The sequence below is a fragment of the Psychrobacter sp. UBA6739 genome (genome assembly GCF_002453835.1).
GTDB lineage: Bacteria > Pseudomonadota > Gammaproteobacteria > Pseudomonadales > Moraxellaceae > Psychrobacter > Psychrobacter immobilis_A.
On record NZ_DKHR01000058.1, the window covers coordinates 62524 to 89367 of the forward strand.

Sequence of the window (26844 nt, forward strand, 5' to 3'; positions counted from 1 at the left end):
CTCTGTTTTTTACAAGCGACTTTACGCTCTCGCCTACAAGGAGCGGCGGTCTACTCGTCATCATAGCCATCACTTAGCACAGCCATTAACTGCTGCATATCTTCAGGCAATGGTGTGGTGACTTCAATATCTTCACCAGTCGTTGGATGCACGAAACCCAGTGTATAGGCATGCAAGGCTTGACGCGGAAAATTATTAATCGCTTGACGCTGGGCTTCTGTCAGTCCTGCCCGCAATTGACGACGACCACCATAGACACGATCACCCACTATCGGATAAGTAACATGACTTAAATGCACACGAATTTGGTGAGTGCGTCCCGTTTCAAGACCTACATCCAACAAGCAATAATTGCCATTAAGCGCGGTCACATTCAATAAATGTGTCACAGCTTCGCGTCCTGCCGTCATTACCGTCATTTTAGTACGCTGGTTGCGGTGACGACCGATTGGGGCGTCAATACGGCGATGGCGCGATAGACTCGCTGCATCCCCTGCTACCACACATTGATAGTGACGATAGACCGACTTGTCCTTTAGTTGCTCCATCAGCGCAAGCTGTGCTGGCTTGGTTTTGCCAATCAACAATAGCCCTGAGGTATCTTTATCAATACGGTGCACCAGACCTGCACGCGGCAGATGGTGCTGCTGCGGATAGTGATACAGTAGTGCATTGACCAAGGTGCCGGTTTGGTTGCCCGCACCAGGATGCACTACCATGCCAACAGGTTTATTGATGACCAATACGTCATCATCTTCATAGACCACATCGATGTCTATATTTTCTGGTTGATCTTCACTATGCTGCTCTAATGTGGTCGTTAACTGCAGCACATCACCCGCTCTGACACGAATTTTCGGTTTTTGCACGCCACCATTATACAGCAGGCTGCCATCACTGATCCAACCTTGTAATTGAACACGTGAGAAATCGGTAAATATTTTTGAAGCCAATTTATCAATACGTAAACCAGCTTCGTCTTCTATAACCGTATGCGTCATATTAATAATTACTGGCACCACTTGACCGGCGGCTGACGCTTCATCATCGTCGCTATCATCAATGTCGTCAGCATCTTCATCGCTGCTATCTATCATATCATCGTCAAGCACATCACTATCTTTTAACATAGCTTTTTCTGACACAGCGTCTTCTAAAACATGATCGCTATGGCTTTGCTCATCAAGCATCGACTGATTATCGTCAGGTAATTCACTATTATTTAAAACGTCATTTGGCATCGGTGACTCTTGTGCTGATGAATCAGTCTGTCGTGATTGATTCGGTGGTAAATGGGTAGTCATAGCATTATTATTCATAGCAGATTTATATATGGCAAAGCGCCTGACATGGTTTTGAAAGGTAGCTTTTGAGAAATTTCTAATAAAGTGTTAAGCGTAACGCTATAAAAAACAAAAGGCCATTCGCTATCAATCACTTATCATAAAAGCGATCGTCGTCGAAAAAAGCGGAGGCAATACCGTGCTAGTGTATCACGCCAAGCGCCTAAGCCCTATAGAAGCTGTGTGTTATCTGTCATTTTTTGATTATACCGCGGTGAGCGTCAGCGCCGTACTTAACTCTCTAAAATATGACATTGCTGTAATTTACTGTATATTTGTCAGTGTCAGCGACATTCGATATCGCTCGTGACAGCAGCTCATGTTAAAATGCCAAACTGACATGCGCTGGTGTACAGCTCATTGCGAGCAGCAGCATATCGCATCTGTGTTGCAGTAGACTAATAACTGTACAATACTGACTCAAATTCGATGAGCACGATTGGATTAAGTACAATATAGATGGCGAAAAAATAGACGAAGCAAACGTTATTCTATAAAGTATAGCCATATTTTGCTGTATGCTATGCCACTGTATGCTTATCGAATTTTTATTAAAAGCATTTGGTTTGATATAAACCCTATGCCATCAAGCGTTTTTTAATAACGATAACTGGTATGTCCGATGATTGACATAGTAGATGACAGACCACTATTGATGCCTACGCATCGTTTTTTATCATTAACCTAATATCTAGTATGATAGCGTCGCTGCTATTATACGTCTTGTGTCGGAGAAGAAGTATGCAAGCTGTTGGCAATACGTTTATCAAACTGTCCTCAATAACCCTACTTGCGCTAAGCGTAAACTTAGTGGGCTGTCAGACTTTCAAAAATCTGACTGGCGGTAAAGACGTCGATGCGGTAGAAACTGCCGAAAAATCAGAGCAGAACTATTATAACGACGCCATTACCCAGATTGATAAAGGCCGCTATACACAAGCCATCGAAGATTTGACCAATCTGCGCACTTTTTATCCTACTGGACAGTACGCTGAGCAAGCATTACTCGACATGATGTACGCACAATATGCCAGTGGTAAGTATGAAATGGCAGCTGCCAGCGCTGAGCAATTTATTAATCTGTATCCTTCTAATCCGCAAGTCAGCTACGCTTACTATGTGCGCGGCGTGGCCAATATGCAAGGCTCATCAGAAGGTCTAAAACTGTTTAAGCTCAATCAAGCTGAGCGTGATACCGCCTATTTACGTATTGCCTTCGCTAACTTTCAAGAGCTTATTAATAAGTACCCTAACAGCCCTTACGCGCCAGATGCCGCTCAGCGCATGACTTTCATTTATAATCAGTTTGCTGAAAGTGAGATGAGTGCCGCCAACTGGTATATCGAGCGCGAAGCTTATGTCGCTGCTGTTAACCGTGCCAAATGGGTGTTTCAATACTATCCACTTAGTGAATCCATCCCAGACGCAATCGCGGTCTTAGCTTATAGCTATGACAAATTGGGTATGTCTGATTTGGCAGCAGAATACAAAACTCTATTGCAGATTAATTATCCCAACATGTTAAGTGCTAATGGACGCGTTAAACTCGACACCAAACGTGAGCGTTCTTTCATCAACAAATTGACTTTTGGACAGTTAAGTCGTTTTAACAAAGATACTTCATCAGTTGCGACAGGCGACTATAACGGCGCGACCAAAACTCAGGTTATTCGTAACGCCAGTCAATTGAGACTGCCAAGCGATAATGCAGCAGCCAGTGCAGCGCAAGGTACTTCACCTGTGCGCGCCAATACTGGCATTAACGTCGGCTTGGGTCTGCCTGAAGCTTCCGCTGAGCGCATTACTAGCCAATCGAGCACTGGCTCTACGGCAAGAGAAGCCAATGTCGATCCGCAAAACATCAATCCTGTACGCCGTACGACATTGCCTGTTCAAGGGATTGATATCATGCCAGCAGATGTCGATATGAATGATGAATAAATGCGCTGGATTTGAGGCAACGTCTTTTCTTTAATTAAGAGAACGTTTCTTCTTTTTAGCACATCAACGCACATCATGAAAAAAATAAGGTCAACGACAGAGTTGGCCTTATTTTTTCTGTTTCTGTTTCATTATCTATGCCCAATATTGTTTGTGCCCGATATTGCCTATGCTTAAGATAATACACCTATGGTAAACTGTTTTTTGCATGAGTATTCCAAATCACATTCTCGACCAATTAAATAGCCAAGCTGACTTAATCAGTATCATTGGGCGTCATACGACGCTTAAACGTGCTGGTAGTGAGTTTAAAGGCTGCTGTCCATTTCATGGCGAAAAGTCGCCCTCTTTTTATGTCAATCCACAAAAAAACATCTATCACTGCTTTGGCTGTAGCGTCGGCGGTAATGCCATCAGTTTTTTACGCGATTACGAAAATTTAACGTTCATTGAAGCGGTTAATGAGCTATCAAAGCAGACAGGCATCGAAGTCCCAAAAGAAGAGCAACAAAACGTCAGCTACCAGCGCCGTGTATCAAAACCGATTGCACCACCGCCAACACGTAATCCGACTATCGACGCTAAAAGTCCTGCTCAAACAATTAATGTACCTTCTATTAACGCTACTTCGGCTATTCAGCAACAAAACCAGTACGGCGATACCGATCAACCCGTTTATCACGACAGTAACAACGGCTACGATGGGTATCCGCCGCTAGATGCTTACGACTCAGCATCTTATCCAGAAGATTCTTATGGCGCAGACTACCAGGATGATCATAGCTATCCGCCAGAATGGTTGACAGGTGGCGATACTGACGCTGCGGCATTGTACGATGATCATAGCGTTTCCGATAAAGACGGTAACCTGTATGAGCTGTTAGAGCAAATCCAGCAGTTTTATCAGCACAATCTCACCCTTCATCCGCATGCCAAGCACTATTTTTTATCGCGTGGTATTACAGAAGATATCTTTGAAACGTTTGGTTTGGGCTATGCGCCATTTGGTTGGCAGCATCTTGAGCATCAGTTTCCGCAGGATATTGAAGGGCTCAAAGCGTTAGGCTTAGTGCGCCAGTCCGAGTCTGGACGTGATTATGATCTACTCCGTGATCGGGTCATTTTCCCGATTCGAGACAATCAAGGACGCACCATTGGCTTCGGTGGACGGGCGCTCGATGATGAAGTAAAACCTAAATATATCAACTCCTCTGACTCGCCCGTTTTTCATAAACAGCATGTGCTGTATGGCTATTACGAATCACGCCAACAACGTGCCGACAGCTGGCTGGTGGTCGAAGGCTATATGGATGTGATCGCCCTTTACCAAGCGGGTATCTATGGCGCTATTGCTTCCATGGGTACGGCGATCAATGAAAGTCAAATATCACGATTACTGACGCTGAACCCAACCCTAACGTTGAGCTTTGATGGCGATAGCGCTGGGCAAAAAGCCGCTTGGCGCACCCTTGAAGTTGCGCTACCCGTGCTTGCCGATGACAAAGAGTTGCGGTTTTTGACCCTACCCAACAATCATGATCCTGATACGTTTATTAAAAGTCAGGGTGGCGATGCCATGCGTGAGCAAATCGCGAATGCCATGCCATTGTCACAGTATATTTTTGCCTATTTAAGCGAGCGTTACGATTTAACCTTAGCAGAAGGCAAAGCCAAGCTCATGTCGCAAGTACGTGCCTTGACCACTGCATTACCTAAAGGCAGTAGCTTTCGCTATTTGCTGAACAATGACGTCTATCAGAAGCTGGGTGGTAAACGTAGCCAAAATATCGAAGCCAAAGATGCGCTGCTAGATTTTGATGGTGACATGACCATCAGTCAGCAATTGCAGCTTTGTTTTTTGTTTCAGCCACGTGCCTTAATTGAAGACCCTATCGAAGCCATTTGGCAGCAGGCAGGTATTAATGATTTACAGCTGCCAGCACACATCAAGCAAAAAGCCGCGCCTGACATCTTGCGTCCGCTGGCTTGGGAAGATTTGCAAGATATCGCCTTGCTGGATATCGTTAGCACCATCAAACGCTGCCTGAATCATTTACCCAAAGATGCCAACGCCGCCGCACACTTTATATTGTCTAATGTCAAACCAATCACCCAAGAGACACTTAGCCGTAGCTGGGGCGGATTTTATAAGACATTAATTGGCAGAAATATTTTGAGCTTGGATGAGTTGATCGAAAACTTGGTGATGCAGTTGCTCAAGTTACATCTGCAAAAAAAGATGCAAGAGCTCATCAAAAATCCTGATCATATCAAGCTGGCGATTGTCCGTAAGCAGTCGCAGTTATTAAATGACTGGTTACGCGCGCAGCAAGCTGAGCAGTCAGCGCAGATGGTTACCGTCAAATCTTAACGTTTGCCATTATTTTTGCTAAAAAATCTCTAACCCTTTAAAAGTATAGCGGCTGCCCCCACTACTAATGATTATGCCCAATAGCATGTATTACCATTTAATCATTTGGCTGATATAAAATAATCAGCAAAAAACGGTCGGTAGATATCACTACCTCGTGCTTGATTACGCTGGTGTGTGTTAAACTGTGTCGCTAACTATTTATAGCCCGATTTAATAGATGGCGATAAATCCGCCTCATTAAGCACAAATTTTAGATATTATTTTGAAGTATCCGTTTTTAGGTACCGTTATCTTTATATATTATTTTTTAGATAATGTTATCTTGAAGAGTTTTTAGCGCGACCAATTTCTAGCAGTTTTTTAGCATTGTAATTGTAGTATTTTGAGCCTTTATTCATATCAACTCATTTTTGATATTATTGACAACCTCTACGCCATATTTTGATGAATCGATTGATTACATCAACGCACTGAACGAGCGATAGCGCGTCACAATATAAAAATGTCCGATGCAAGTAAGCGAGTATTTATGAACGATAAGTCAGTTTCTAAGTCCACATCTCAACTGGCCACCTTAATCCAAATGGGTAAAGAGCAAGGCTATCTCACCTATGCTGAGGTGAATGACCAACTGCCCGACTCTATTACCGAAAGCGATCAGATCGAAGATATTGTGCAAATGCTGACCGACGTTGGTATCAAAATCTTTGAATCTGCGCCTGATGCCGATGACATCTTGATGAACGACGATTCAAGCGATGATGACATGGCAGCGGATGAGGCAGCGGCGGTATTGGCCTCTGTTGAGACTGAGCCGGGTCGCACCACTGACCCTGTACGTATGTATATGCGTGAAATGGGTACGGTTGATCTATTAACCCGTGAAGGTGAGATTGCTATTGCCAAGCGTATCGAAGAAGGCATTCGTGACGTACAGCATGCGATGTCTTACTGGCCGGGCACCGTACAGTTCGTCCTTGATGAGTATCAAAAAGTACAAGATGGCGAAAAAAAGCTTTCTGACGTCATTACTGGCTTTTTAGATCCTGAGACCGAAGCAGACAAAATCGCTGCCCAAGAAGCGAAAGAGGCAGCAAAAGAAGAACGTGAACGCATAAAAGAAGAAAAAGAAAATCCACCTGTGATCAAAGCAAAAGCCAAAGCAGCGGCGCTTGATGATGAGGACGAGGATGAAGACGACGTTGAAGAGGAAGCTGAAGAAGAAACCAGCGGTATCGATCCTGAAGAAGTACGTCTGCGTCTAGAAGAAATCGAACACTTATTTATTAAAGCCAAGCAAGCCTTGCTAGATTATGGCCGTGGTAGCACAGAAGCAGATACTGCTTATGCCCTACTTGCCGAACGCTTTATGATGCTTAAGCTAAACAATCGCTTGTCAGACCAAGTCATGGCCATCATGCATGATGTCTATGATGATGTACGTAAGCAAGAGCGTCAGATTATGCGTTTGGTCATTCGCCGTGGTCGTATGCCACGTGAAGAGTTCCGTAAGACTTTCCCTAGCAACGAAACCAACGTTGATTGGCTGATTGAGCGCATCAAAGGTAAGCCTGCATTTGCTGGTACGCTAGAAAAAGTCACTGATGATGTTATTTTATTGCAACGTCGCATTCGTGACTACGAGCAACAGCTCGACATGAAAATCCACGACATGAAAGACGTGGCGCGCCGTATGGCAGTCGGTGAAGCAAAAGCTCGCCGCGCCAAAAAAGAAATGGTCGAAGCTAACCTGCGTTTGGTTATTTCTATCGCGAAGAAATATACCAACCGTGGTCTACAGTTCTTAGATCTAATCCAAGAAGGTAACATCGGTCTAATGAAAGCAGTCGATAAATTTGAATATCGCCGTGGTTATAAGTTCTCGACCTATGCGACATGGTGGATTCGTCAGGCAATTACCCGCTCTATCGCTGACCAAGCGCGTACCATCCGTATTCCTGTACACATGATCGAGACCATTAACAAAATAAATCGTGTTTCTCGTCAGTTGCTACAAGAAATGGGACGCGAGCCAACGCCTGAGGAGTTAGGTGAACGCTTAGAGATGGACGAAGTTAAAGTCCGTAAAGTACTGAAAATCGCCAAAGAGCCTATCTCTATGGAGACACCCATCGGTGATGATGAAGACTCGCATCTAGGTGATTTCATCGAAGATGGTACGATCTCAAGCCCTGTTGATGATGCGACCGCAGCTGGTCTGCGTGAAGCGACTCGTGATGTATTGGGCAATCTGACTGAGCGTGAAGCACGCGTACTAAAAATGCGCTTTGGTATCGACATGCCAACCGACCATACCTTGGAAGAAGTGGGTAAGCAGTTTGATGTAACACGTGAGCGTATTCGTCAGATTGAGGCAAAAGCACTGCGTAAATTGCGTCATCCGTCACGCTCTGAGCATCTGCGTTCTTTCTTAGAGAATGATTAATCATAAAGCAAACTAAGCACCAATAAAAAAGCCGAGTCTATCTCGGCTTTTTTGTGTCATCGATTTGATGGCTCGAATGCTATAACTACATGTCTTCATCGAGGAATACAAGAACGAGCTTGCAATGGAACTATACAATATGTATGATTCGTATACATTTCATATACTAGGTAAAACAATGGGTATTGTTAAAATTGATGATGCGCTACACGAAGAGCTTCGTAAAGCCAGTGCGGTAATGGTACGTTCGATTAACGCGCAGGCAGAGTATTGGATAAAGATAGGTATGTTGGCCGAGGCCAATCCTCACGCATCTTATACCGATATCATCAGCGAGCAGTTAAAACGAGCAGATGTTAATATAGGAAATCTTATCGATGGCTAAAATCGCGCTAAAAACTACTGAAGAGTTGGCCATCATGCGTGAGTCTGGACGCTTATTGGCATCGGTTTTTGCTTACTTAGATACGCACATGGTCGCTGGCATCTCCACAATGACTGTCAATGATTTGGCTGAGCGCTATATTGTGGATGTTTTACAATCACGACCTGCCAGCAAAGGTCAATACGGCTACCAATACGTGCTCAATACTTCTGTCAATCAAGTAGTTTGTCATGGTGTACCCTCAAGCAACCAAGTCCTAAAATCAGGCGATATCATCAATGTGGACATTACTTTAGAAAAAGGCGGTTTTATTGCCGACTCTAGCAAAATGTATATGATTGGCGATGTGATGCCCTTAACAAAATGCCTCGTCGATAACACTTATGAGGCCATGTGGGCAGGTATCCGTGTTGTCAAACCGGGTGCAACGCTCGGTGATGTTGGGCATGCCATTCAAAGCCATGCCGAACAGCACGGTTACTCTGTCGTTAGAGAATACTGCGGGCATGGTATCGGTCGCGAAATGCACGAACAGCCTGAAGTTTTACATTATGGTCGCGCAGGTGCAGGCTTGGTTCTAAAACAAGGTATGACCTTTACTATTGAGCCAATGATTAATCAAGGCAAAGCCAAAGTAAAAATGAAAAAAGACGGCTGGACGGTGGTGACTGCAGACAAAAAGCTTTCTGCCCAATGGGAGCATACCATCGCGGTGACTGCCGATGGTTATGAAGTGCTGACGCTGCGTGAAGAAGAGACCCGTTAGAGCGTGCTTACAGTTTTCCTTGCTGCTGCGTAATACAAGAGTGATTCAAGTATTTAAGTATTTAAGTATCATCTTATTATTGCCATATTGGTAACTACTGATATCATAGGTCGCGATGATTTGAGTATACGCTGATTGATACCCTTGCCATCGCTTTTTTATACATGCCATCGATAGGAAACACCATGATTGTCCGGCAAACCCCAAACGCTCTCAAGATACTTTTTACCCTGCACGGCTCTGTCATTCCAAAAATTTATCCGCAAATTTTGCTGATCGCGCTTCTCAGCACACTTATAACAATTATTCAGCACTGGCTTCCTGACTCTTTTCCTTATTATGGTATGGCTCCTTTTACCTTGCTAGGAATCGCGTTGTCGCTATTTCTTGGTTTTCGCAACAATGCCAGTTATCAACGCTGGTGGGAAGCTCGAGGACTTTGGGGTCAGTTGGTATATGATGCGCGTAGCTTAACCCGTCAAGTGCTTTCTTTTATAGATGCTGATACCGAAAATGGGCGCGAGACTGGGCGAACGATGGTTTACCTGACCATTGCTTTTGCGCATGCTGTGCGCCATCGCCTGCGCGGATCGTCACCTTGGCATGATGTCGAGCCTTTTGTCGCATCAAAACACCATGATAGTATGCGCCAAGCGCGCAATCTACCTGATTACATCATGCGCCTCATGGGTAAGCAGCTCGGCGACATTCGGCGTCAAGGGCTGGTATCAGAACAAGTCATACAGAATATGGACGAGCGCCTGACGTCTATGACCATTGTATTGGCGGCCTGCGAGCGCATTCATAATACACCGCTGCCGTTTGCTTATATGCTGCTGGTCCATCGCACGACCTATCTGTATTGCATCATGTTGCCTTTTGGCTTGGTGGCCTCGCTCGGTTGGGTGACCCCACTGATTTGTGCCGTGATCGCTTATACCTTTTTTGGTTTGGATGCCCTCAGTGAAGAGCTAGAAGAGCCTTTCGGCTTAGCCGCCAACAAACTACCCCTGACTGCATTGTCGCGTACTATCGAGATCAATCTGCGAGAAGCACTAGAAGAGGCAGATATTCCGCCTGAGATCACTCCTATCAATGGTTATTTACCATAGCCTCTTAGCTGAACGCCTATAAATCATAAAGCAATCAATGCTAAATGAGACAGTGCCCCATAAACATATTGACTTAATTTATGAGATATTTTTTATATACCCTACCGTCGGGTAGCTAAATAATATAGGCAATAGTAGAGCGTTTATGAATAAAAAATGCATTTGAAAATAGTGCTTTCTCTCGCCATTATCGTGGTACTTGACCAGCTTAATAGAAGGTAAAATCTTGCCTATTTACGCTTGCAAGACAACCTTTATTCATGGTTTTTTGCGCATCACTTGCTAATGATGACTGAATTCGTCTACCATAGGGCCGATTGCTTAAGTACGAGCAGTTTAAACTTATGTAAACTTTATATTTATTTCTGAAAAATAAACCTTGTCGGGGTGCTTTGATTTTTGATGCTTTAACTACAATTCAAAATCATGGCTGAGAGTTACCCGCGAACCTGATGCAGTTAGCACTGACGTAGGAAACAAGCGTGACATTTTATAGCACACCTCTTAAGCATACATTGCTAAGCAAGCCTTGCCAGTTTATTCACATAATTTGGTAAGGTTTTTTTGTGCCTGCTTACTTATCACCTCCTACTCTTTGCTTACTCGCGCATTTTATAACAGTAAGTGAATACTATGAACTACCAAACATTACGCCACCATTGCCCCACATGGGCTGACTACATCCAACATGATTTTGTCAAACAGCTAACGGCAGGTACGCTCGCCCCTGACAGCTTTCGTCACTATCTTGTGCAAGACTATTTATATCTTATTCACTATACCCGTGTGATGGCGTTGAGCGTGTATAAGAGTGATACGCTGGCACAAATGCGTGTCGGTCAAGCAGGCATTAACGCCATGCTCGATATGGAAATTGGCATGTATCTCGATTTATGTCATGAGTGGGGCATCCCACTTAAAGAAGTAGAAAGCAACCCTGAATCTGCCGTGACTATCGCCTATAGCCGCTACCTATTGGACGCTGCAATGTCAGGCTCATTGGCTGAGCTTTATGCGGCGATTGCTCCTTGTTTGATGGGTTATGGCGAAATTGGTAAACGCATTAAAGAACAAGGTTTTGTCGCGGACAATCCTTACCAGCCATGGATTGATGTCTTTGCCAGTGACGAATTTCAAGCGATTACCGCGCAGAATGAAGCGCAGATTAATACGCTACTAGCACAGGCTAACCCCTCTCAGGCAGACAAATTCCAACAGTTATTTAATACTGCTTCACGTATGGAAGTGAATTTTTGGCAGCAGGCGCTTGATCTGTCCTAGCCCCTATGCAAAGTGCTAGCTTTATGGCAAATTTAACGTCACGTACTATTCAATATAATTGATTCAATTTAAAACAGTGATAAGGCAACCGAGTGCAGATGAACGCTGTCACTCTTTTATAGTGGATTAACGATACAACAAAAAATACTCAAGGAGAAACACCATGGCAGCATTCGATGAACACGCAAGCGCGTATGACAGCTGGTTTTTTGACAACCAAAACTTACTGACCAGTGAGCTAAAACTTGTCGCTCATTTCTTAAATAAGGACAGTGAGATATTGTCTATCGGCTGCGGTAGTGGACTGTTTGAGTCACTATTGGCGCAGGATTATGATCTCCATATCAGGCACGGCATTGAGCCTTCTAAAGACATGGCCGCCATTGCCGAAAAACGCGGTCTGCAAGTGGATATTAGTCCTGCCGAGACTTGCGATATTGAGCCAAATAAGTTTGATATCATCATGTTTAACGGCAGTGTCAGTTATATTAGCGATTTGGATATCTGCATTAAAAAGGCATTTGATGCCTTAAAAACGGGCGGTAAATTGATTGTTATCGATGTGCCAAAAGAAAGCGGTTTTGCCAGCTTATATAATTTAGCAAGCTCATTAAATACTTGGGAGCATCCGCTACTTGCGCACATCTCCCCTGCTGATCCCTATCCTATTGAGCTGGTTAAATCAGCAAATTGGCGCACCTCTGATGAAAAAATCGCGCTGATGCAAGCCAATGGTTTTGTCGATTTTGAGTATGCACAAACCTTACTGACCCATCCTATGTATGCCAATGACAAAGTGCAAGAAGTCATCGAAGGCTATGACCGTGGGGATTACGTCGCTGTTTGTGCTTATAAAAAATGAGCTGATATGTGTATTAGCATTTGATTATCATGGATAACTGAGCAAAATTTATGACAGATCACAGTGATCCATAGCATACTGTCATTGCCATTTTAGCACTTGAATTATAAGTTTAGTGCCACTATAAATGGTGAATAAAGCTCTTATGCTAATAGCTAACATTTAATAAAGCGAGGCACACATCATGACTGACGATCCAAAAGACAGCACCAATCAAAACAACAACCAAGCACCAGCAAATGAAAAATCAGTAAAAATGACCAACCTAACGCCCAATCAAGGTGTGGTCACAGGCAAAAGAACGGATATTCAAAATCCTGAGCTCTGGGACTTTCCAATGAACTATCCACTTAGCATCATTGGTCATGAAGGCGAGCGTGAGAACTTACTAAACGAAGTGAAGCTTATCTTGGGCAGTCAGTTCCCTGATTTCGATTTGGCCTCGATAGAAGTGAAACCGTCTAAAACGGGTCGCTTCCATTCAGCACGGGTCAATCTATATCTTACAGCAGCCGATCAGGTCAATGTACTGTATGCCTCACTCGACGCTGCCAAAACAGTCCGTTTGGTCGTATAAACAGATAATTGTCGTTTAAAAAAAGCCAGCTGCTTTTCCGTCGAAATCGTCACTCGCTATTAATCACATACGGGTGGCGATTTTTTGTGGTTTGCTGTACAATCTGCGCCCTCATGATTATTGTTCTATATCCCCTTATTGGTGGGTCATTTACTCGCGAATGAAAAGCAAATGATCCTACGATTTTTACAAAAAACTTATTATTTGAGTCAATCGCGTCTAACCCTTACCCCATCGTCCTTTGCTAAAATTCGGACACAGCACAACCTCACAGCAACATAGTTTGATGCTAAAATCAATATAGTATTTTCAAAATTTTCCCGCTATATTGTGCCTACCTACTAACAAACACGCTATATGTAGTACTCAGTGAATTTAATTGTCACTATGAGTAGCGGTAGATTTTTGCCTAAAAAAACACCTATCGCGGCGCAAGCATCGTAGCATTATAAAGAATGCCTGCCGTTTACTGACTGTGCAGCATCACTATAAGCAACATTATAAATAATTACCAAGTTATCAACTTAAGAGGGCAACATGACACACATCGACAAAATCAAAGTGACCAAACGTGACGGACGATTAGAGCTTATTGATTTGGATAAAATTCATAAGGTAATCGAGTGGGCAGCTCACAATTTGGATAATGTGTCTGTGTCGCAAGTTGAGCTAAAGTCGCACATTCAGTTTTATGAAGGTATCAAGACTCGCGATATTCACGAGACCATCATCAAGTCAGCAGCAGATCTTATCTCTGAAGATACGCCTGATTATCAGTATTTGGCTGCGCGTTTGGCGATTTTCCATCTGCGTAAAATTGCTTACAATAAATTCCCCCCGCCGCACCTTTATGATCATGTCAAAAAACTGACCGACGCAGGAAAATACGATCAGCATATCTTAGCTGATTATAGCCGTGCTGAATTTGACGAGCTAGAAGAGTATCTTGATCACTGGCGCGATATGAACCTTGCTTATGCCGCTGTTGAGCAAATGGCAGGTAAATACCTCGTCCAAGACCGCGTCAACAAGACCGTCTTTGAAAGCCCGCAGTTCTTGTACATGCTGGTTGGTATGTGTTTGTTTAGTCGTTATGACAAGTCAGATCGTTTGGACTACGTAAAGCGTTTTTACGATGCGACGTCGCAATTCAAAATCTCGCTACCAACACCTATCATGGCAGGCGTGCGTACGCCATCGCGTCAGTTTAGCTCATGCGTATTGATCGAATGTGGTGATAGCCTAGACTCAATCAACGCGACCACCAGCGCCATCGTACGCTATGTGTCACAGCGTGCTGGTATCGGCATCAACGCGGGTCGCATCCGCGCCCTTGGTAGCCCTATCCGTGGCGGTGAAGCCCAGCATACTGGCTGTATCCCATTCTATAAATTGTTCCAAACTGCTGTTAAATGCTGCTCACAAGGCGGCGTCCGTGGTGGTGCAGCGACGTTGTTTTACCCACTATGGCATTTAGAAGTCGAGTCATTACTGGTACTTAAAAACAACCGCGGCGTGGAAGACAACCGTGTGCGTCATATGGATTATGGCGTCCAGTTAAACAAAACGATGTACACTCGCCTGATCAAAGGTCAAGACATCTCGTTATTTTCACCAGGTGATACCCCTGGCTTGTATGATGCGTTCTTTGAAGATCAAGACAAATTCGAAGCGTTATACACCAAGTACGAAAATGACCCAAGCATTCGTAGCCGTCAAATCCCAGCCGCTGATTTGTTCAGCCTAATGATGCAAGAACGTGCGAGCACGGGTCGTATCTACATCCAAAACGTCGATCATTGCAATACGCATAGCCCATTTGACCCAACGGTTGCGCCGATTCGTCAGTCAAACCTATGTATGGAAATTGCCCTACCGACCAAGCCACTTGATAATATCAATGACGAAGAAGGCGAAATCGCGCTTTGTACGCTATCAGCGGTCAACTTAGGTAAAGTTGAAAACGTCAGCGATATCGAAGAGCCAGCCGAGCTAATCGTCCGTGCGCTTGATGCCCTGCTCGACTATCAAGACTATCCAGTCAAAGCAGCTCAAAACGGCAGCATGCGTCGTCGTACGCTCGGTGTGGGCGTGATTAACTATGCTTATTACTTAGCTAAAAATGGCGTGCGCTATTCAGATGACAGCGCGCTTGGTCTAACGCATCAAACGTTTGAAGCATTGCAATTCTATCTCTTGAAAGCATCAAACAAATTGGCAAAAGAGCAAGGCGCGTGTCCTGCGTTCAATGAGACGACGTACTCGCAAGGTATCCTACCGATTGATACGTACAAAAAAGACTTAGATAAAATCTGCCAAGAACCACTACATCTCGATTGGGAAACGCTACGTACTGAAATCACCACTCATGGTCTGCGCAACTCTACCCTAACCGCCTTGATGCCGTCTGAGACCTCTAGTCAGATTGCCAACGCGACCAACGGTATCGAGCCACCACGCGGTCTGGTGTCTATCAAAGCGTCAAAAGATGGCATCTTAAAGCAAGTCGTGCCTGAGATTGATAAGCTAAAAAATCAGTATGAGCTACTATGGCAAATGCCAAACAATGACGGTTACCTAAGGCTGGTCGCTGTCATGCAGAAATTCGTCGATCAAAGTATCTCTGCCAATACCAACTACGATCCGGTTCGTTATGAAGGTGGCCGTGTACCAATGAAGATATTGCTTAAAGATTTACTAAACGCGTATAAACTAGGTGTGAAGACGCTTTATTATCACAACACCCGTGATGGTGCGAACGATGCGCAAGCGGATATGGAAGATGATTGTGCTGGCGGTGCATGTAAGATTTAAGCTTTTGTTGGATGGCGGGTTTGGCTTTTGGGTTGGACTCGCTGTTCGTGATTCTTATAACATAGAAATAATATTCCCAATTGAAAAAAATATTATTAAATAATATTTCTATTATATAGATAAAGTTTTATAAGTAGATTACAACATAAAATTCAAAGTAAAGTTGATAGTTGAGTCACGAAATGAAGGATTTTAAATTACTTTCTATATTAAATAATCATAATACCAATGATGATGAAAAATGGTTTTTTAAAAACGCTAATATTAAGAAAAGAAATTTATTGAGAGCTTTATTATATGATGAAAATACTGACGCGAAGAAATCCGTTCATAAACTAAGACGAATATGTACAGTACAAGAAATTATTGTGATAGAGAATATAATAAATCATCTAAAAAAGGCTAATAATGACGATGAAGTAAACGTACTCGTTCAAAATTTATTTCCTAAAAAACCTATTATTATCAATCATTATAGACCCTTAAAGGCTTTAGACCTAAAAAGAACACTAGGACTAGTCAGTGCATATGCTGAACAAAATAAAGAAACGTTAAAATTCTTCTTAGAAAATATCTTTATTATTAATGAGTGTATATTACAAAAAGAGTTTAATAAGTGCGAAAATCATATAAATGAAGTTTTAGAAAAGTGCGGTTATAGTGCATTCTTGATCAGAAAAATTATATTGATAAATGAACTAACACACTACTCTAGTTCTGTAGATAGCCATTATACTCAAAATTTTATAGATGAACATAATGCAAATGGGATCAATAGCCTTTTAAGCTCTATTCAGCAATGCTACCAGCCTGACTTAGATTACTTTAGTTTGAAGAAATCTTTAATGAAATACACATCGGCAGATTCATTTTTATCATCTATGATTCGTATTCCGTTTAAACATAGATCTAAAGAATCTGAATTATGTACAAACTTGTACAATAATTTATCCAGTTCACTTATTGATGCGCTTATCTATATATACTTAAATGATGACTTATACGATATAGATTCATTAAGCGGCATAAATTGGTTTGTTAATATTATCGACTCTTACAAGGTTAATAAAACTGATATCTGTGAATTTTATATTGATTATTTTTTAGAAGAAAAAGAGTTAAGTGAAATCGAAAGTATATTTTATAGACATTCCAGTGCTTGGTATGAAGTAAAGGACATCAAATCATATAAATTATTCTTAGATTTCTTTAATGATAGTCCAGATTCAACCTATTTGGATTTCAATGATGATTCAATGCTATTAATTTTAGAAAAATATGTTAAAAAACATAATTTATCAACTTTGATCTCTGAAATTAGTACCTCAAATAGTGATAATAGCAATTATTTTACAGATATGATAAATGAAGGTTATGTTACAAAATCTGCTATGTTTAATTATACGACTTTTGTGACTAACGGAATGTGGATGTTATCAGATAAACATTTATTCTTGTTGATGGAACAGACTTCTGATTTGCCAAGAACTATTGATAGCGAGAAAATTCAGATAATGGCTGATGCATCTCCAAATTTATTATCAAAAATAATTTATTATATGTTAATAAGTAGAAAAACTAATAATGATGAGCACGGCTTCTTACTTAGAAAAATGATACAAGGTATTACGATAGAAAAATTTGGATCTAATCTTATAACTTTATTAGAATACTTTAATGAATTGTCTCCAACTGTTGCACTATATACGTACGAAGTATTGACTGAAGACTGTCTAGCTCTTATGCCATTTCTTATTGATTCCGCGTTTATGATTACAGAAACAAGAGCTAATCTTCATAACTGGAGAGCTGAACATTCCTCTACTGAGCTTAGAAATAGATATTATGAGATGGCGAAGACACTAAGAATCGAGCATCAAATAAATGAAATAAGAAACGAAATAGATGATCATAGGATTTATGTTGATATAACACGTTTTAATGAATGGTTATTTAATGAACTATACATAAATCTTAATAGTGCTATTATATCATCAGTACATTCAAGCTTATCAAACTCTGAGTCTCCATTACTTTTAGATTATATAGATATAATCTATAGACAGTTTTGCACAAATAGTGTGTTTGGAATTACATCTTACTTAGGTAGAAGGATAAGGCATGGTACTTTTAAAGGCCATGCTTTTTCGAGTATAAATAGCGCCTTAGAAGAAGAATTTCCATTTTTAGTAGATTCACCTTTTTTACATACTTGGCTGAAATGGAAATCCGAATATGAAGATAGAATAGATTACATAATTAACGAAAAACTTCACATTAAAACTGATACTAAAATGAACGGATTGATTAAACCAACTATTTATGATGGTTCATTTAAAGAAGCAATAGCTAAAGATTGTATAGAATATTTAATTAAAGACTATGAAGATAATGATGGAAATGGTCTTATATCAATAATTGATGAATATTGTTGGAACTTGATAACCATTAATTTACTTGAAATAAATAATTTCTTTCAGAAAGAAAGGTTTGAAATTATCGAACTTGCTAAAAATAACTTATTAGATAAGGCTGAAATATTTCTATTAGAAAATAATATTGAAACCTTAAAACCTTTTAGTCTAGATTTTCAAAGAAAAATTGATGATAAATATAAAAAAATCAATGATTGGTTTCAAAAACCAAGTAGCGTATCTCCCAAAGTTTTACTATCTTTATTATTTACCGTCGTGGTTAAACAGGTGAAAGAGACTTATAAAAACTTTAGATGTAAAGAAGAAATAGATATAGTTAATGATATTGAATTTATAGGAAGCCGTTTTCTTTGCGTATATGATGCGTTGTTTGTAGTTATTTATAATGCTGCTAAGCATGGCAAAGAGAATTCTTATCTATCTAGTCATATATCTTACGATCTCAGAAGTCAGCTTATTGACTTTGAATTAGTCTCCGAAATAAAGGACAAAGATACTGAATCTGAGATTAATCAACGATTACATATATCAGGTGACGAAGACATTGAAACAGCGCAATTGATTGAAAACAATAGTGGTATTAAGAAACTTTATAATTTAGATAGATATGATGAATATTTTACGCTTAGTAAAATTAAATGTTACGATAGAAAAGTATACGTATCCTTTAATTACTGGATTAAAAATAATGTTTAAAATTTTAGTTGTTGAGGATGATGAATTTAAGCTGAGTAGCTTAAAGCAGTTTTTGGTAAATAGTTTCAAATCTGTCGAACTACACGAAGCAACTAATTTATATGATGCTACTATAATCATAAATGACATTACTTTTGACTTAATCTTACTTGATATGTCAATACCTAGTCATCCTTTTAAAGTAGCTGGAGGTACTCCCAAATCTCTACCTATTGGCGGATTACAAGTTATTTTCGAACTAAAATCTTTGAAAAGGACAGATGATTGTATAATTATCACACAATATCCAGATATCGAAATTTGTGGAAGCCATTATCCAACAGCTAAAGCGGAAAAATCTATATTTGAACATTACAACTATAGAGTATTGAAATGTATCCAATACTCAGAAGGAGCATCGTTGTGGAAATCGGAACTTACTAAGGCACTAAGTAGTTATGAAAATTTTAATTCTTGAAGATGATACTTCTAAACTTGAAAGAATACGCTCATTTATAAATAGTGTTGATTTTGATATTTCACTAGAAGAATCCAGCAACTACAATTCTTTTTATAAGCAAATACTTACTCACAAGTATGACTTAATATTAATGGATCTTTTAGTTCCTCATTTCGACGGTGATGAACCAAAAGACTTAAGTAAAGAGTTAATGAAAGCAGTTAGAGATGAAAGTTGTATGAATTCAACTACAAACGTTATTGCTCTTACCAAGTTTCAAGATAAAGCTATAGCTCATTCTAATGATTTGAACACTAAAGACATAACTGTAATTACATTTTCGGATGATAATAATTGGCATGAACCTATAATTAGATATATATCTAAAAACATGTCTCTGCCTAAATATGATTTCGTAATCATATGTGCTTTAGAGAAAGAGACATTAGCTTTCGCCAAATTAGATTGTAGTCTTACAGAAAATAAACCTGTTAGGGGTTTAGACTGTAGAGAGTTAAAAATAAATGATTTTAGAGGTATGATCATAACCTGTCCACGCATGGGTTTGGTTGATGCAGCAATTACTTCCTCTAGAGCAATTGAGATTTTTCAACCTAATCTAATTTGTATGAGTGGTATATGTGCAGGTATAAAAGATGAGGTAAATATTTACGACTTAGTAATACCTGATGTATGTTATCAACATGACTCTGGAAAATGGACTGTTGAAGGCTTAACTAGTGAACCTTACTCAGTACAACTTGATAACGAAGTTTCTCTTAGATTAAAAAGCATCATAAACGTTAATAATTTTAATAATAGTTTAATGGATGGGATAACGCTAAAACGAAGTCAAATACCTGAGCATCTTGAAAGTATTGATTTAAAAACTATATTAGGTGTAGCTTCGAGTGGTAGTACTGTTGTTGCTGACAATGAAATGAGTAAAAATGTGTCAAATCAGCACAGAAAAGTAATATCTTTCGATATGGAAAACTATTCTGTTTATGAAGCTGCAAGATTAGCTAATTCATCGCCAATATTTTTCAGCATTAAGAGTGTAGTTGATAACGGAAACGATGAAAAAAGTGACAAATACCAAGAACTAGCTTGTGAAATTGCTGCTAAAGCTACATTAAGAATTATTGAATCAATTTTATAAGTTGCTTTATATTTACATATTAGAAATTGTTTCTTTAGTATTTCAGATAACGAACGAACTATCCCCATGTATACTCTCGAAAAGGAAAATTCATTTAGAAAGACTAACCTTGCTACAGCGAAGCTTTTTAGCCCCGACTATAGCGGTATCCTGCCAACGCTGATGGCGATGCAGGCTGTGGCTGGACGTATTATCGAGGCAACAGGAATGCGACCAGACACGATAGACTGCACGCCAGCGGCTAGGCAGATACAAGCGGTAGACGGGATTGGCTACCCAAAATATTTAAAATAAATACAATAAAAATTAAGACCTTATTTTCGTGCTAAAATTAACCCTATATTTGGAGCTTAATATTAGCGGAGAATGAGTCATGCAACCAATATTTGCAACACAAACAGCCAGTATATCAGAGCTGAAAAATAACCCTTCGGCACTGATTAAACAGTCAGACGGTGAGTCTATTGCTATTTTAAATCATAATAAACCTGTGGCTTACTTAGTTTCCACAGATATGTATGAGCGCATGATGGAAGCGATGGACGATATGGCATTAAGCCAAACGGTTAGTGCCCGAATGAACGACGGGCAAGTACCTATAAAGGTTACGTTAGATGACTTATAATCTTGAGTTTCATCCTCTCGCGTTAAAAGAATGGAAAAAGCTAGCGCCCAGTATTCAGCAGCAGTTTAAGAAAAAGTTACAGCAGCGATTGTCCAATCCTCATGTGCCTGCGTCAAAACTGTCGGGACATACCGATACTTATAAAATCAAATTACGCACCGTAGGCTATCGTCTGGTATATACCGTAAAAGATGATGTGGTGGTGGTTTATGTATTAGCAGTCGGCAAAAGAGAAAATAACAAAGTATATGATGCGCTTGCGACACGCCAGCCATAATTGAAACACACAAAAAATAAAAACGACGGAGGTCATGTGCACTATACTGCAATCATCAAAGACGGTGGTTTGTTTATCCCAAATGTATTTTCAGACCTAAACGATGGTGGCTCGCATATCGTACAAGTGGAAGTCAACATCACAGACGTCCGTGAGCAATTAAACGAAGGTACAGCAGCAAAACCAGAAGCATTAAAGAAAGTCACCACAAAAGTATTGAAAAAACCAGTAAAGAGAACGACTAAAAAAGACGTACAGAAAGAAATGCAGCAACTATCAGATGATGATGGCTTGAGTGCGCTGCGTAAGAGTGCGATCGATGAATTGGAAGGTTTGGACGATAGTGAGCTGAGTGAGATATTTAAAGCGTATATGAATGATGGACAGACGTCAGAACAGATATCTTTAGAGCACTTGTAATATAATCCAATCAAACCAAATCTAGTCAAAACCCTATAACCTAATAACCATATCAATGATAAAGGCAGTCTCATGACTTATTCGATTTTTTCCCAAACGCCAAACAATGCGCTAACAGAGCCGATGTTTTTTGGTAATCCGGTCAACGTGGCGCGTTACGATCAACAAAAGCACCCTATCTTTGAGCAATTGATTGAAAAGCAGCTATCGTTCTTTTGGCGTCCAGAAGAAGTCGATGTATCACGTGATCGTATGGACTACGGCAATCTGTCCTCACATGAGCAGCATATCTTCATCAGTAACCTAAAGTATCAAACGCTGCTCGACTCTATCCAAGGTCGTAGCCCAAACGTCGTGCTATTGCCATTGGTATCGATTCCTGAGCTTGAGACATGGATTGAGACGTGGACGTTTTCTGAGACCATTCACTCGCGCAGCTATACCCATATCATTCGTAATATTATCAATGACCCTGCTATCGTCTTTGATGACATCATGCAAAACGAGCATATCCTAGAGCGCGCCGCCGACATCGCCAAGTACTACGATGACTTGTATTATAACTCATCGCTATATAACCTATACGGTGCAGGCACGCATACGATCAATGGTAAGCAAATTACCGTTGATTTAAAATCGCTGAAAAAGCAGCTTTACTTGTGCTTGATGGCAGTCAATGTCTTAGAAGCCATTCGCTTTTATGTGTCATTCGCTTGCTCTTTTGCCTTTGCTGAGCGTAAGCTGATGGAAGGTAATGCCAAGATTATTAAATTGATTGCTCGTGATGAAGCGCTACATTTAACGGGTACTCAGCATATCTTGAATCTCATGCGCATCGGTCGTGATGATCCAGAGATGGTCGACATTGCCAAAGAGTGCTACGAAGAAAGCATCGAGATATTCCGTAAAGCGGCTGAGCAAGAAAAAGAATGGGCAGGCTATCTGTTCAAAGACGGCTCAATGATTGGTCTCAATAAAGACATTCTGTGCCAATATATCGAATATATCACCAACTTACGTATGGAAGCGGTTGGCTTACCAGTGGCATTCCCGACTTCTAAATCAAACCCAATCCCGTGGATTAACACATGGTTGTCTTCTGATAACGTACAAGTGGCACCGCAAGAGACGGAAATCAGCTCATACTTGGTGGGTCAAATTGACTCAGATTTATCAGACAGCGATTTTGATGATTTTGAGCTTTAGAGGCAGTATAAAAGACAGCGAAAAATGCTAGGGAAACAAACAGGATAAGACTATGACTTGGGTAATGACGAGTAAAAAGCAATTTTACTTGCATGATGACGAAAGCTTGCTTGATGGATTGCTACGCACCGGACATGATATCAATTATCAATGTAAGGAAGGCTATTGTGGCAGTTGCCGAATAAAGCGTATCGCCAGCTCACACGTCATTGACTATCCGTTTGCACCCCTTGCCATGATTGATGAAGACGAGATCCTACCCTGCTGTTGCCGTGTACAGGGTGTGATTTATATCAATCACGAGCCTACTATAGAGTAATATCAACCAAAATAGTGCTAAAAAATTCGAAACAAAAAGCGCGTTATCTTGAAGATAACGTGCTTTTTTACTGTCTATAAGTCGTTCAAGCCATTTTGATTAAGCTTTATGTGATGAAGAATGACCTTATAAGGGCGCGCCATCTCTTTCAAACAGCTGCAACAGCTCTTCACGCATACGGTCGCGCTCGGCTTCTGACATCATCGGCACGTCTTGTCTCTCACCTTGTAGATTTGGATCTTCTATACCACCAACATTTTCATCAAGAATCACGACTGGACGTTCCATCGGCTCTTGCGCTGGACGCTCTTCTAACAGGATTTTGACTTGGGCATTTTTACCACGACGTAATATTTGCGCATTCAGTGTGGTATTCGGTGCTTTACGAGCGACATACTGAATCAAGGTATTGGCATCCGTCATCTCGACGCCGTCAATCGTCAAAATAATATCGCCGATACGCAGACCACTCTTAGCAGCAGGACTCTTAGGAACGACATTAAGCACTTCTACCCCAGTCGAGGTTTCAAGCTGCGTTGGGTCACGTAACTGTGACTGTATCTCAATCCCCAACCAACCACGGCTCACCTTACCATCTTTGATAATGGCATTCATCACTTGCTCAACGATGGCGGTAGGAATAGCAAAACCGATACCCATAGAGCCGCCAGAGCGTGAGTAAATGGCCGTATTAATACCAATTAATTCACCAAAAGCGTCAACGAGTGCGCCGCCCGAATTACCTGGGTTAATCGCTGCATCGGTCTGGATAAAGTCTTCAAACTTGTTGACCCCAAGCCCAGTACGTCCTGTCGCCGAGATAATCCCTTGCGTTACCGTTTGACCGACACCGAACGGATTACCAATCGCTAATGCAACATCGCCAACTCTGATAGGTTCTTTACGAAAACCAAGTGGTGCCAAACCGGTCATATCTACTTTAATCACTGCCAAATCACTGTCTGGGTCTGTGCCAACGATTCTAGCACGGCTCTTACGACCATCATTAAAGGCGACCGTAATTTCATCGGCTTTTTCGATCACATGGGCATTGGTCACGATATAGCCATCTTCTGAGACAATCACCCCAGAGCCTAAATTGGTATTGCCCTGCTCTTCTGACGGTGCACCATGGAACTCAAAAAAGCGGCGCAACACAGGATCATTCATATAAGGATGCTCTGCCATCGTTTGCGTGGTGTAGATATTCACGACTGATCGTGAGGCGCGAGCAACCGCATTATGATAAGAAGAAATCGCTGCAGGTGTATCAGAAACAGGTGCTGACGCTTGCTGCTCAGCAGGTGTGGTTCTGGGCGGCTCCCATGCCTGCTCTGATGCCGTCTTCATACTCGCAAACAACCAAATAAATGCGGCAATCACGACTAGCAATAAAACCCAAGGTAACCATTTTAATACAGACGCCTTGCTGCTGGTGTTCCGAGATGACGACATATAAAACCTCTATAAATTTGATACAAACAGACGAAGATAAATAAGGTAAGAAGCATGGTAGATATTAGGACGCATTGAGCAGCATTTATCAAACATTTACAGCCCACTGTATAGCTACTTTTTTATGCACTATCTATACGGCACGCTTACATGTATAAATTATAACCGTCAATACTACCCAGTTGTAACGTATCGTGTACCATTTCAGTGAGTAGGATTGTCTATCCTACTGTAGCCACATGTTAAAATACTCATTATCAAAGGCCATATCTTAGCTATAAATGCTTGCCCCACTGAATCAATTATAAGGGAATACCATGACCACACACAATATCTCAACCGAGCACTCAGATACCGCCATTACCGTTCAAGCGCTGACCACATTCTGTGATGACTATTTATCAGCAGATGCTTTTAAAGATTATGCCCCTAATGGTTTACAAGTAGATGGGGGTCGACCTATCAAACGTATCATCACTGGTGTAACGGCTTGTGAGGCGTTGATTGATGCGGCTATTGCTGATAATGCAGACGCCCTTATGGTGCATCATGGTTATTTTTGGAAAGGCGAACCTGCCCCCATCACTGGCATGAAAGGTCAGCGTATCCGTAAACTTATGCAGCATGGTATCTCTTTGATTGGTTATCATCTGCCGCTCGATGCCCATCCTGTCATTGGTAATAATGCCAAGTTGGCTGACGCATTAAACATGACCGTTATCGGCGCTTTATACCCTAGTGAGTCGCATCCAGTGGGTAATATCGCCACTTGTAACCCGCAGAATGCTCAAAGCCTCATTGCTCACATTACTCAGACGCTAGGACGATTGCCATTGCATATCTCTGCCAATTATAGCGCACCGAATAGTACAAGCGCTCATATCGATAATAACAGAATTATCGAACACGTGGGCATTTGTACGGGCGGCGCACAAGATATGATCGAACAAGCTGCATTGATGGGCTGTGACGCCTTTATCTCTGGCGAAATATCAGAACGTACCACTCATCTTGCCCGTGAGCTGGGCATTGATTATTTCGCTTGTGGACATCACGCGACAGAACGTGGCGGTATTCAAGCACTCGGCAACATAGTCTCTCAAACATTTGGCATACCAGTAACTTTCGTAGATATTGATAACCCTGCTTAAACAATACCCTCAACTTTATTTATAGCTATCTAAATTTAGAATAATTTTCGTAAAACAAGGCTAATAATAAGCAGTATGGTTGTCCAGTATGCATAATTTTTGCGGCTTCAATTTTCAATAGTTTACCAATAACAAGGGCCTTTTTAACCGTCTATAGCCTAATTGTTAAGTTTTATCGCTAATTTCTTAACCACACTTGAATAATCCAAGGAATATCCGCATATTAATATCCGAAGAAAGAATGTCTTGTCATGAGGCTTCCCATTTATTACAGCTTCCGGTTATGGTACTTAAATGAGTATAACCGCCTAAAATCTTACTATGTTGTAGAGCTATTGAGGTCATATAGATAGCGAGGTTTTGGACGGTTTACTAATAGACACACTGTGCGTGATATATTTTCAGCAGCATGGTATGTCTTGATTTAAGTGTCGCGATACTGGGTTAGCAACCGCTGATTGGTAGTAAATTTTCTATCATTTTTTTATTAGTAATGAAAATAGCGACTTGCTTACCCTTATTGCTGGACAAAAAATTAATCACTGTTGACTCTATTACAAATGATTTAAAGAGGACATGGTCATTAATATCAGCATAGAAAAGCTGAGTGCATAAGCACCCCGCTCATTTTATGTTTTGTCTCAATAACTTAGTTCATGACCTTACCTATGTTTAATATATAGTTGTTTTATTCTTAGCCCTATCTATGCATCGATGAAGGAATCATCCGATTTATATCCTTCGCGGTGTTGTGCGTT

The 26844-nt window shown here is 41.1% G+C and carries 22 protein-coding genes; 20 read left to right on the plus strand and 2 right to left on the minus strand.

The genetic code is table 11. The features are described from left to right. Positions 1–50: 50 nt before the first annotated feature. Complete coding sequence (locus B2575_RS12450; protein WP_296242397.1) at positions 51–1304, minus strand: RluA family pseudouridine synthase; 1254 nt, start codon at positions 1302–1304, stop codon at positions 51–53. A 780-nt stretch (positions 1305–2084) separates the two neighbouring features. Here B2575_RS12450 and B2575_RS12455 point away from each other — a divergent pair. The 19 genes from B2575_RS12455 to yfaE all read left to right on the plus strand — a co-directional run bounded on the left by B2575_RS12455 (position 2085) and on the right by yfaE (position 23480). After that, positions 2085–3284, plus strand: a complete 1200-nt coding sequence (locus B2575_RS12455) for an outer membrane protein assembly factor BamD (protein ID WP_238034152.1) — start codon at positions 2085–2087, stop codon at positions 3282–3284. Positions 3285–3492: 208 nt separating this feature from the next. Next, positions 3493–5655 carry a DNA primase gene (locus B2575_RS12460; RefSeq protein WP_296242398.1) on the plus strand — a complete coding sequence of 721 codons (2163 nt, stop codon included), beginning with the start codon at positions 3493–3495 and terminating at the stop codon, positions 5653–5655. Positions 5656–6187: 532 nt separating this feature from the next. Beyond that, the gene (rpoD, locus tag B2575_RS12465; protein WP_045452235.1) at positions 6188–8104 is read left to right on the plus strand and encodes an RNA polymerase sigma factor RpoD; all 1917 of its coding nucleotides are present in this window, start codon (positions 6188–6190) and stop codon (positions 8102–8104) included. A gap of 178 nt (positions 8105–8282) precedes the next feature. Then, positions 8283–8489 (plus strand): ParD-like family protein, encoded by a 207-nt coding sequence (locus B2575_RS12470; RefSeq protein WP_045446174.1) that lies wholly within the window; start codon positions 8283–8285, stop codon positions 8487–8489. Then, positions 8482–9255 carry a type I methionyl aminopeptidase gene (gene map / locus B2575_RS12475; protein ID WP_201559801.1) on the plus strand — a complete coding sequence of 258 codons (774 nt, stop codon included), beginning with the start codon at positions 8482–8484 and terminating at the stop codon, positions 9253–9255. Before B2575_RS12470 ends, map begins: the two co-directional genes overlap by 8 nt. A 185-nt stretch (positions 9256–9440) precedes the next feature. Beyond that, positions 9441–10367, plus strand: coding sequence for a bestrophin family protein (locus B2575_RS12480; protein WP_201614446.1), 927 nt, complete (start codon positions 9441–9443; stop codon positions 10365–10367). 633 nt (positions 10368–11000) lie between these two features. After that, positions 11001–11648, plus strand: a complete 648-nt coding sequence (gene tenA / locus B2575_RS12485) for a thiaminase II (RefSeq protein WP_296242404.1) — start codon at positions 11001–11003, stop codon at positions 11646–11648. 163 nt (positions 11649–11811) lie between these two features. Continuing rightward, on the plus strand, positions 11812–12510 hold the full coding sequence (locus B2575_RS12490; RefSeq protein WP_296242406.1) for a class I SAM-dependent DNA methyltransferase: 699 nt from the start codon (positions 11812–11814) through the stop codon (positions 12508–12510). 256 nt (positions 12511–12766) lie between these two features. Next, complete coding sequence (locus B2575_RS12495; RefSeq protein WP_198330996.1) at positions 12767–13087, plus strand: YbeD family protein; 321 nt, start codon at positions 12767–12769, stop codon at positions 13085–13087. A 537-nt stretch (positions 13088–13624) separates the two neighbouring features. After that, the gene (nrdA, locus tag B2575_RS12500) at positions 13625–15901 is read left to right on the plus strand and encodes a class 1a ribonucleoside-diphosphate reductase subunit alpha (protein ID WP_296242409.1); all 2277 of its coding nucleotides are present in this window, start codon (positions 13625–13627) and stop codon (positions 15899–15901) included. A gap of 182 nt (positions 15902–16083) precedes the next feature. Continuing rightward, complete coding sequence (locus tag B2575_RS12505) at positions 16084–19032, plus strand: hypothetical protein (RefSeq protein ID WP_296242411.1); 2949 nt, start codon at positions 16084–16086, stop codon at positions 19030–19032. Beyond that, on the plus strand, positions 19025–19489 hold the full coding sequence (locus B2575_RS12510; RefSeq protein ID WP_296242413.1) for a response regulator: 465 nt from the start codon (positions 19025–19027) through the stop codon (positions 19487–19489). The genes B2575_RS12505 and B2575_RS12510 overlap by 8 nt, the downstream gene beginning before the upstream one ends. Then, positions 19470–20633 carry a response regulator gene (locus B2575_RS12515; RefSeq protein ID WP_296242415.1) on the plus strand — a complete coding sequence of 388 codons (1164 nt, stop codon included), beginning with the start codon at positions 19470–19472 and terminating at the stop codon, positions 20631–20633. The genes B2575_RS12510 and B2575_RS12515 overlap by 20 nt, the downstream gene beginning before the upstream one ends. A gap of 66 nt (positions 20634–20699) precedes the next feature. Then, positions 20700–20927, plus strand: a complete 228-nt coding sequence (locus B2575_RS12520) for a hypothetical protein (protein WP_296242416.1) — start codon at positions 20700–20702, stop codon at positions 20925–20927. 79 nt (positions 20928–21006) lie between these two features. Further along, positions 21007–21258 (plus strand): type II toxin-antitoxin system Phd/YefM family antitoxin, encoded by a 252-nt coding sequence (locus B2575_RS12525; protein WP_296242417.1) that lies wholly within the window; start codon positions 21007–21009, stop codon positions 21256–21258. Next, a complete protein-coding gene (locus B2575_RS12530) occupies positions 21248–21535 on the plus strand; it encodes a type II toxin-antitoxin system RelE family toxin (RefSeq protein WP_193007955.1) in 288 nt (95 codons plus the stop codon). The genes B2575_RS12525 and B2575_RS12530 overlap by 11 nt, the downstream gene beginning before the upstream one ends. Before the next feature lie 36 nt (positions 21536–21571). Further along, positions 21572–21955, plus strand: a complete 384-nt coding sequence (locus B2575_RS12535) for a hypothetical protein (protein ID WP_296242418.1) — start codon at positions 21572–21574, stop codon at positions 21953–21955. A gap of 72 nt (positions 21956–22027) precedes the next feature. Continuing rightward, positions 22028–23161 carry a class Ia ribonucleoside-diphosphate reductase subunit beta gene (gene nrdB / locus B2575_RS12540; protein WP_296242420.1) on the plus strand — a complete coding sequence of 378 codons (1134 nt, stop codon included), beginning with the start codon at positions 22028–22030 and terminating at the stop codon, positions 23159–23161. A gap of 52 nt (positions 23162–23213) precedes the next feature. Next, a complete protein-coding gene (yfaE, locus tag B2575_RS12545) occupies positions 23214–23480 on the plus strand; it encodes a class I ribonucleotide reductase maintenance protein YfaE (protein WP_045446158.1) in 267 nt (88 codons plus the stop codon). A 126-nt stretch (positions 23481–23606) separates the two neighbouring features. Here yfaE and B2575_RS12550 read toward each other — a convergent pair whose 3' ends face one another. Next, positions 23607–24935 (minus strand): S1C family serine protease, encoded by a 1329-nt coding sequence (locus tag B2575_RS12550; protein WP_045452213.1) that lies wholly within the window; start codon positions 24933–24935, stop codon positions 23607–23609. A 317-nt stretch (positions 24936–25252) separates the two neighbouring features. Between B2575_RS12550 and B2575_RS12555 the strand changes: the two genes are divergently transcribed. Further along, positions 25253–26086, plus strand: coding sequence for a Nif3-like dinuclear metal center hexameric protein (locus tag B2575_RS12555; RefSeq protein WP_296242424.1), 834 nt, complete (start codon positions 25253–25255; stop codon positions 26084–26086). The last annotated feature ends 758 nt before the right edge of the window (positions 26087–26844 follow it).

What these genes read in the sequence shown, in the direction of transcription:
- B2575_RS12525 (WP_296242417.1), top strand. Translation starts at nt 21,007, where the DNA reads ATGCAACCAATATTTGCAACACAAACAGCCAGTATATCAGAGCTGAAA.
- B2575_RS12495 (WP_198330996.1), top strand. Translation starts at nt 12,767, where the DNA reads ATGACCAACCTAACGCCCAATCAAGGTGTGGTCACAGGCAAAAGAACG.
- B2575_RS12490 (WP_296242406.1), top strand. Translation starts at nt 11,812, where the DNA reads ATGGCAGCATTCGATGAACACGCAAGCGCGTATGACAGCTGGTTTTTT.
- rpoD (WP_045452235.1), top strand. Translation starts at nt 6,188, where the DNA reads ATGAACGATAAGTCAGTTTCTAAGTCCACATCTCAACTGGCCACCTTA.
- yfaE (WP_045446158.1), top strand. Translation starts at nt 23,214, where the DNA reads ATGACTTGGGTAATGACGAGTAAAAAGCAATTTTACTTGCATGATGAC.
- map (WP_201559801.1), top strand. Translation starts at nt 8,482, where the DNA reads ATGGCTAAAATCGCGCTAAAAACTACTGAAGAGTTGGCCATCATGCGT.
- nrdB (WP_296242420.1), top strand. Translation starts at nt 22,028, where the DNA reads ATGACTTATTCGATTTTTTCCCAAACGCCAAACAATGCGCTAACAGAG.
- B2575_RS12480 (WP_201614446.1), top strand. Translation starts at nt 9,441, where the DNA reads ATGATTGTCCGGCAAACCCCAAACGCTCTCAAGATACTTTTTACCCTG.
- tenA (WP_296242404.1), top strand. Translation starts at nt 11,001, where the DNA reads ATGAACTACCAAACATTACGCCACCATTGCCCCACATGGGCTGACTAC.
- B2575_RS12450 (WP_296242397.1), bottom strand. Translation starts at nt 1,304, where the DNA reads ATGACTACCCATTTACCACCGAATCAATCACGACAGACTGATTCATCA.
- B2575_RS12555 (WP_296242424.1), top strand. Translation starts at nt 25,253, where the DNA reads ATGACCACACACAATATCTCAACCGAGCACTCAGATACCGCCATTACC.
- B2575_RS12470 (WP_045446174.1), top strand. Translation starts at nt 8,283, where the DNA reads ATGGGTATTGTTAAAATTGATGATGCGCTACACGAAGAGCTTCGTAAA.
- B2575_RS12530 (WP_193007955.1), top strand. Translation starts at nt 21,248, where the DNA reads ATGACTTATAATCTTGAGTTTCATCCTCTCGCGTTAAAAGAATGGAAA.
- B2575_RS12510 (WP_296242413.1), top strand. Translation starts at nt 19,025, where the DNA reads ATGTTTAAAATTTTAGTTGTTGAGGATGATGAATTTAAGCTGAGTAGC.
- B2575_RS12505 (WP_296242411.1), top strand. Translation starts at nt 16,084, where the DNA reads ATGAAGGATTTTAAATTACTTTCTATATTAAATAATCATAATACCAAT.
- B2575_RS12455 (WP_238034152.1), top strand. Translation starts at nt 2,085, where the DNA reads ATGCAAGCTGTTGGCAATACGTTTATCAAACTGTCCTCAATAACCCTA.
- B2575_RS12460 (WP_296242398.1), top strand. Translation starts at nt 3,493, where the DNA reads ATGAGTATTCCAAATCACATTCTCGACCAATTAAATAGCCAAGCTGAC.
- B2575_RS12550 (WP_045452213.1), bottom strand. Translation starts at nt 24,935, where the DNA reads ATGTCGTCATCTCGGAACACCAGCAGCAAGGCGTCTGTATTAAAATGG.
- B2575_RS12520 (WP_296242416.1), top strand. Translation starts at nt 20,700, where the DNA reads ATGTATACTCTCGAAAAGGAAAATTCATTTAGAAAGACTAACCTTGCT.
- B2575_RS12515 (WP_296242415.1), top strand. Translation starts at nt 19,470, where the DNA reads ATGAAAATTTTAATTCTTGAAGATGATACTTCTAAACTTGAAAGAATA.
- nrdA (WP_296242409.1), top strand. Translation starts at nt 13,625, where the DNA reads ATGACACACATCGACAAAATCAAAGTGACCAAACGTGACGGACGATTA.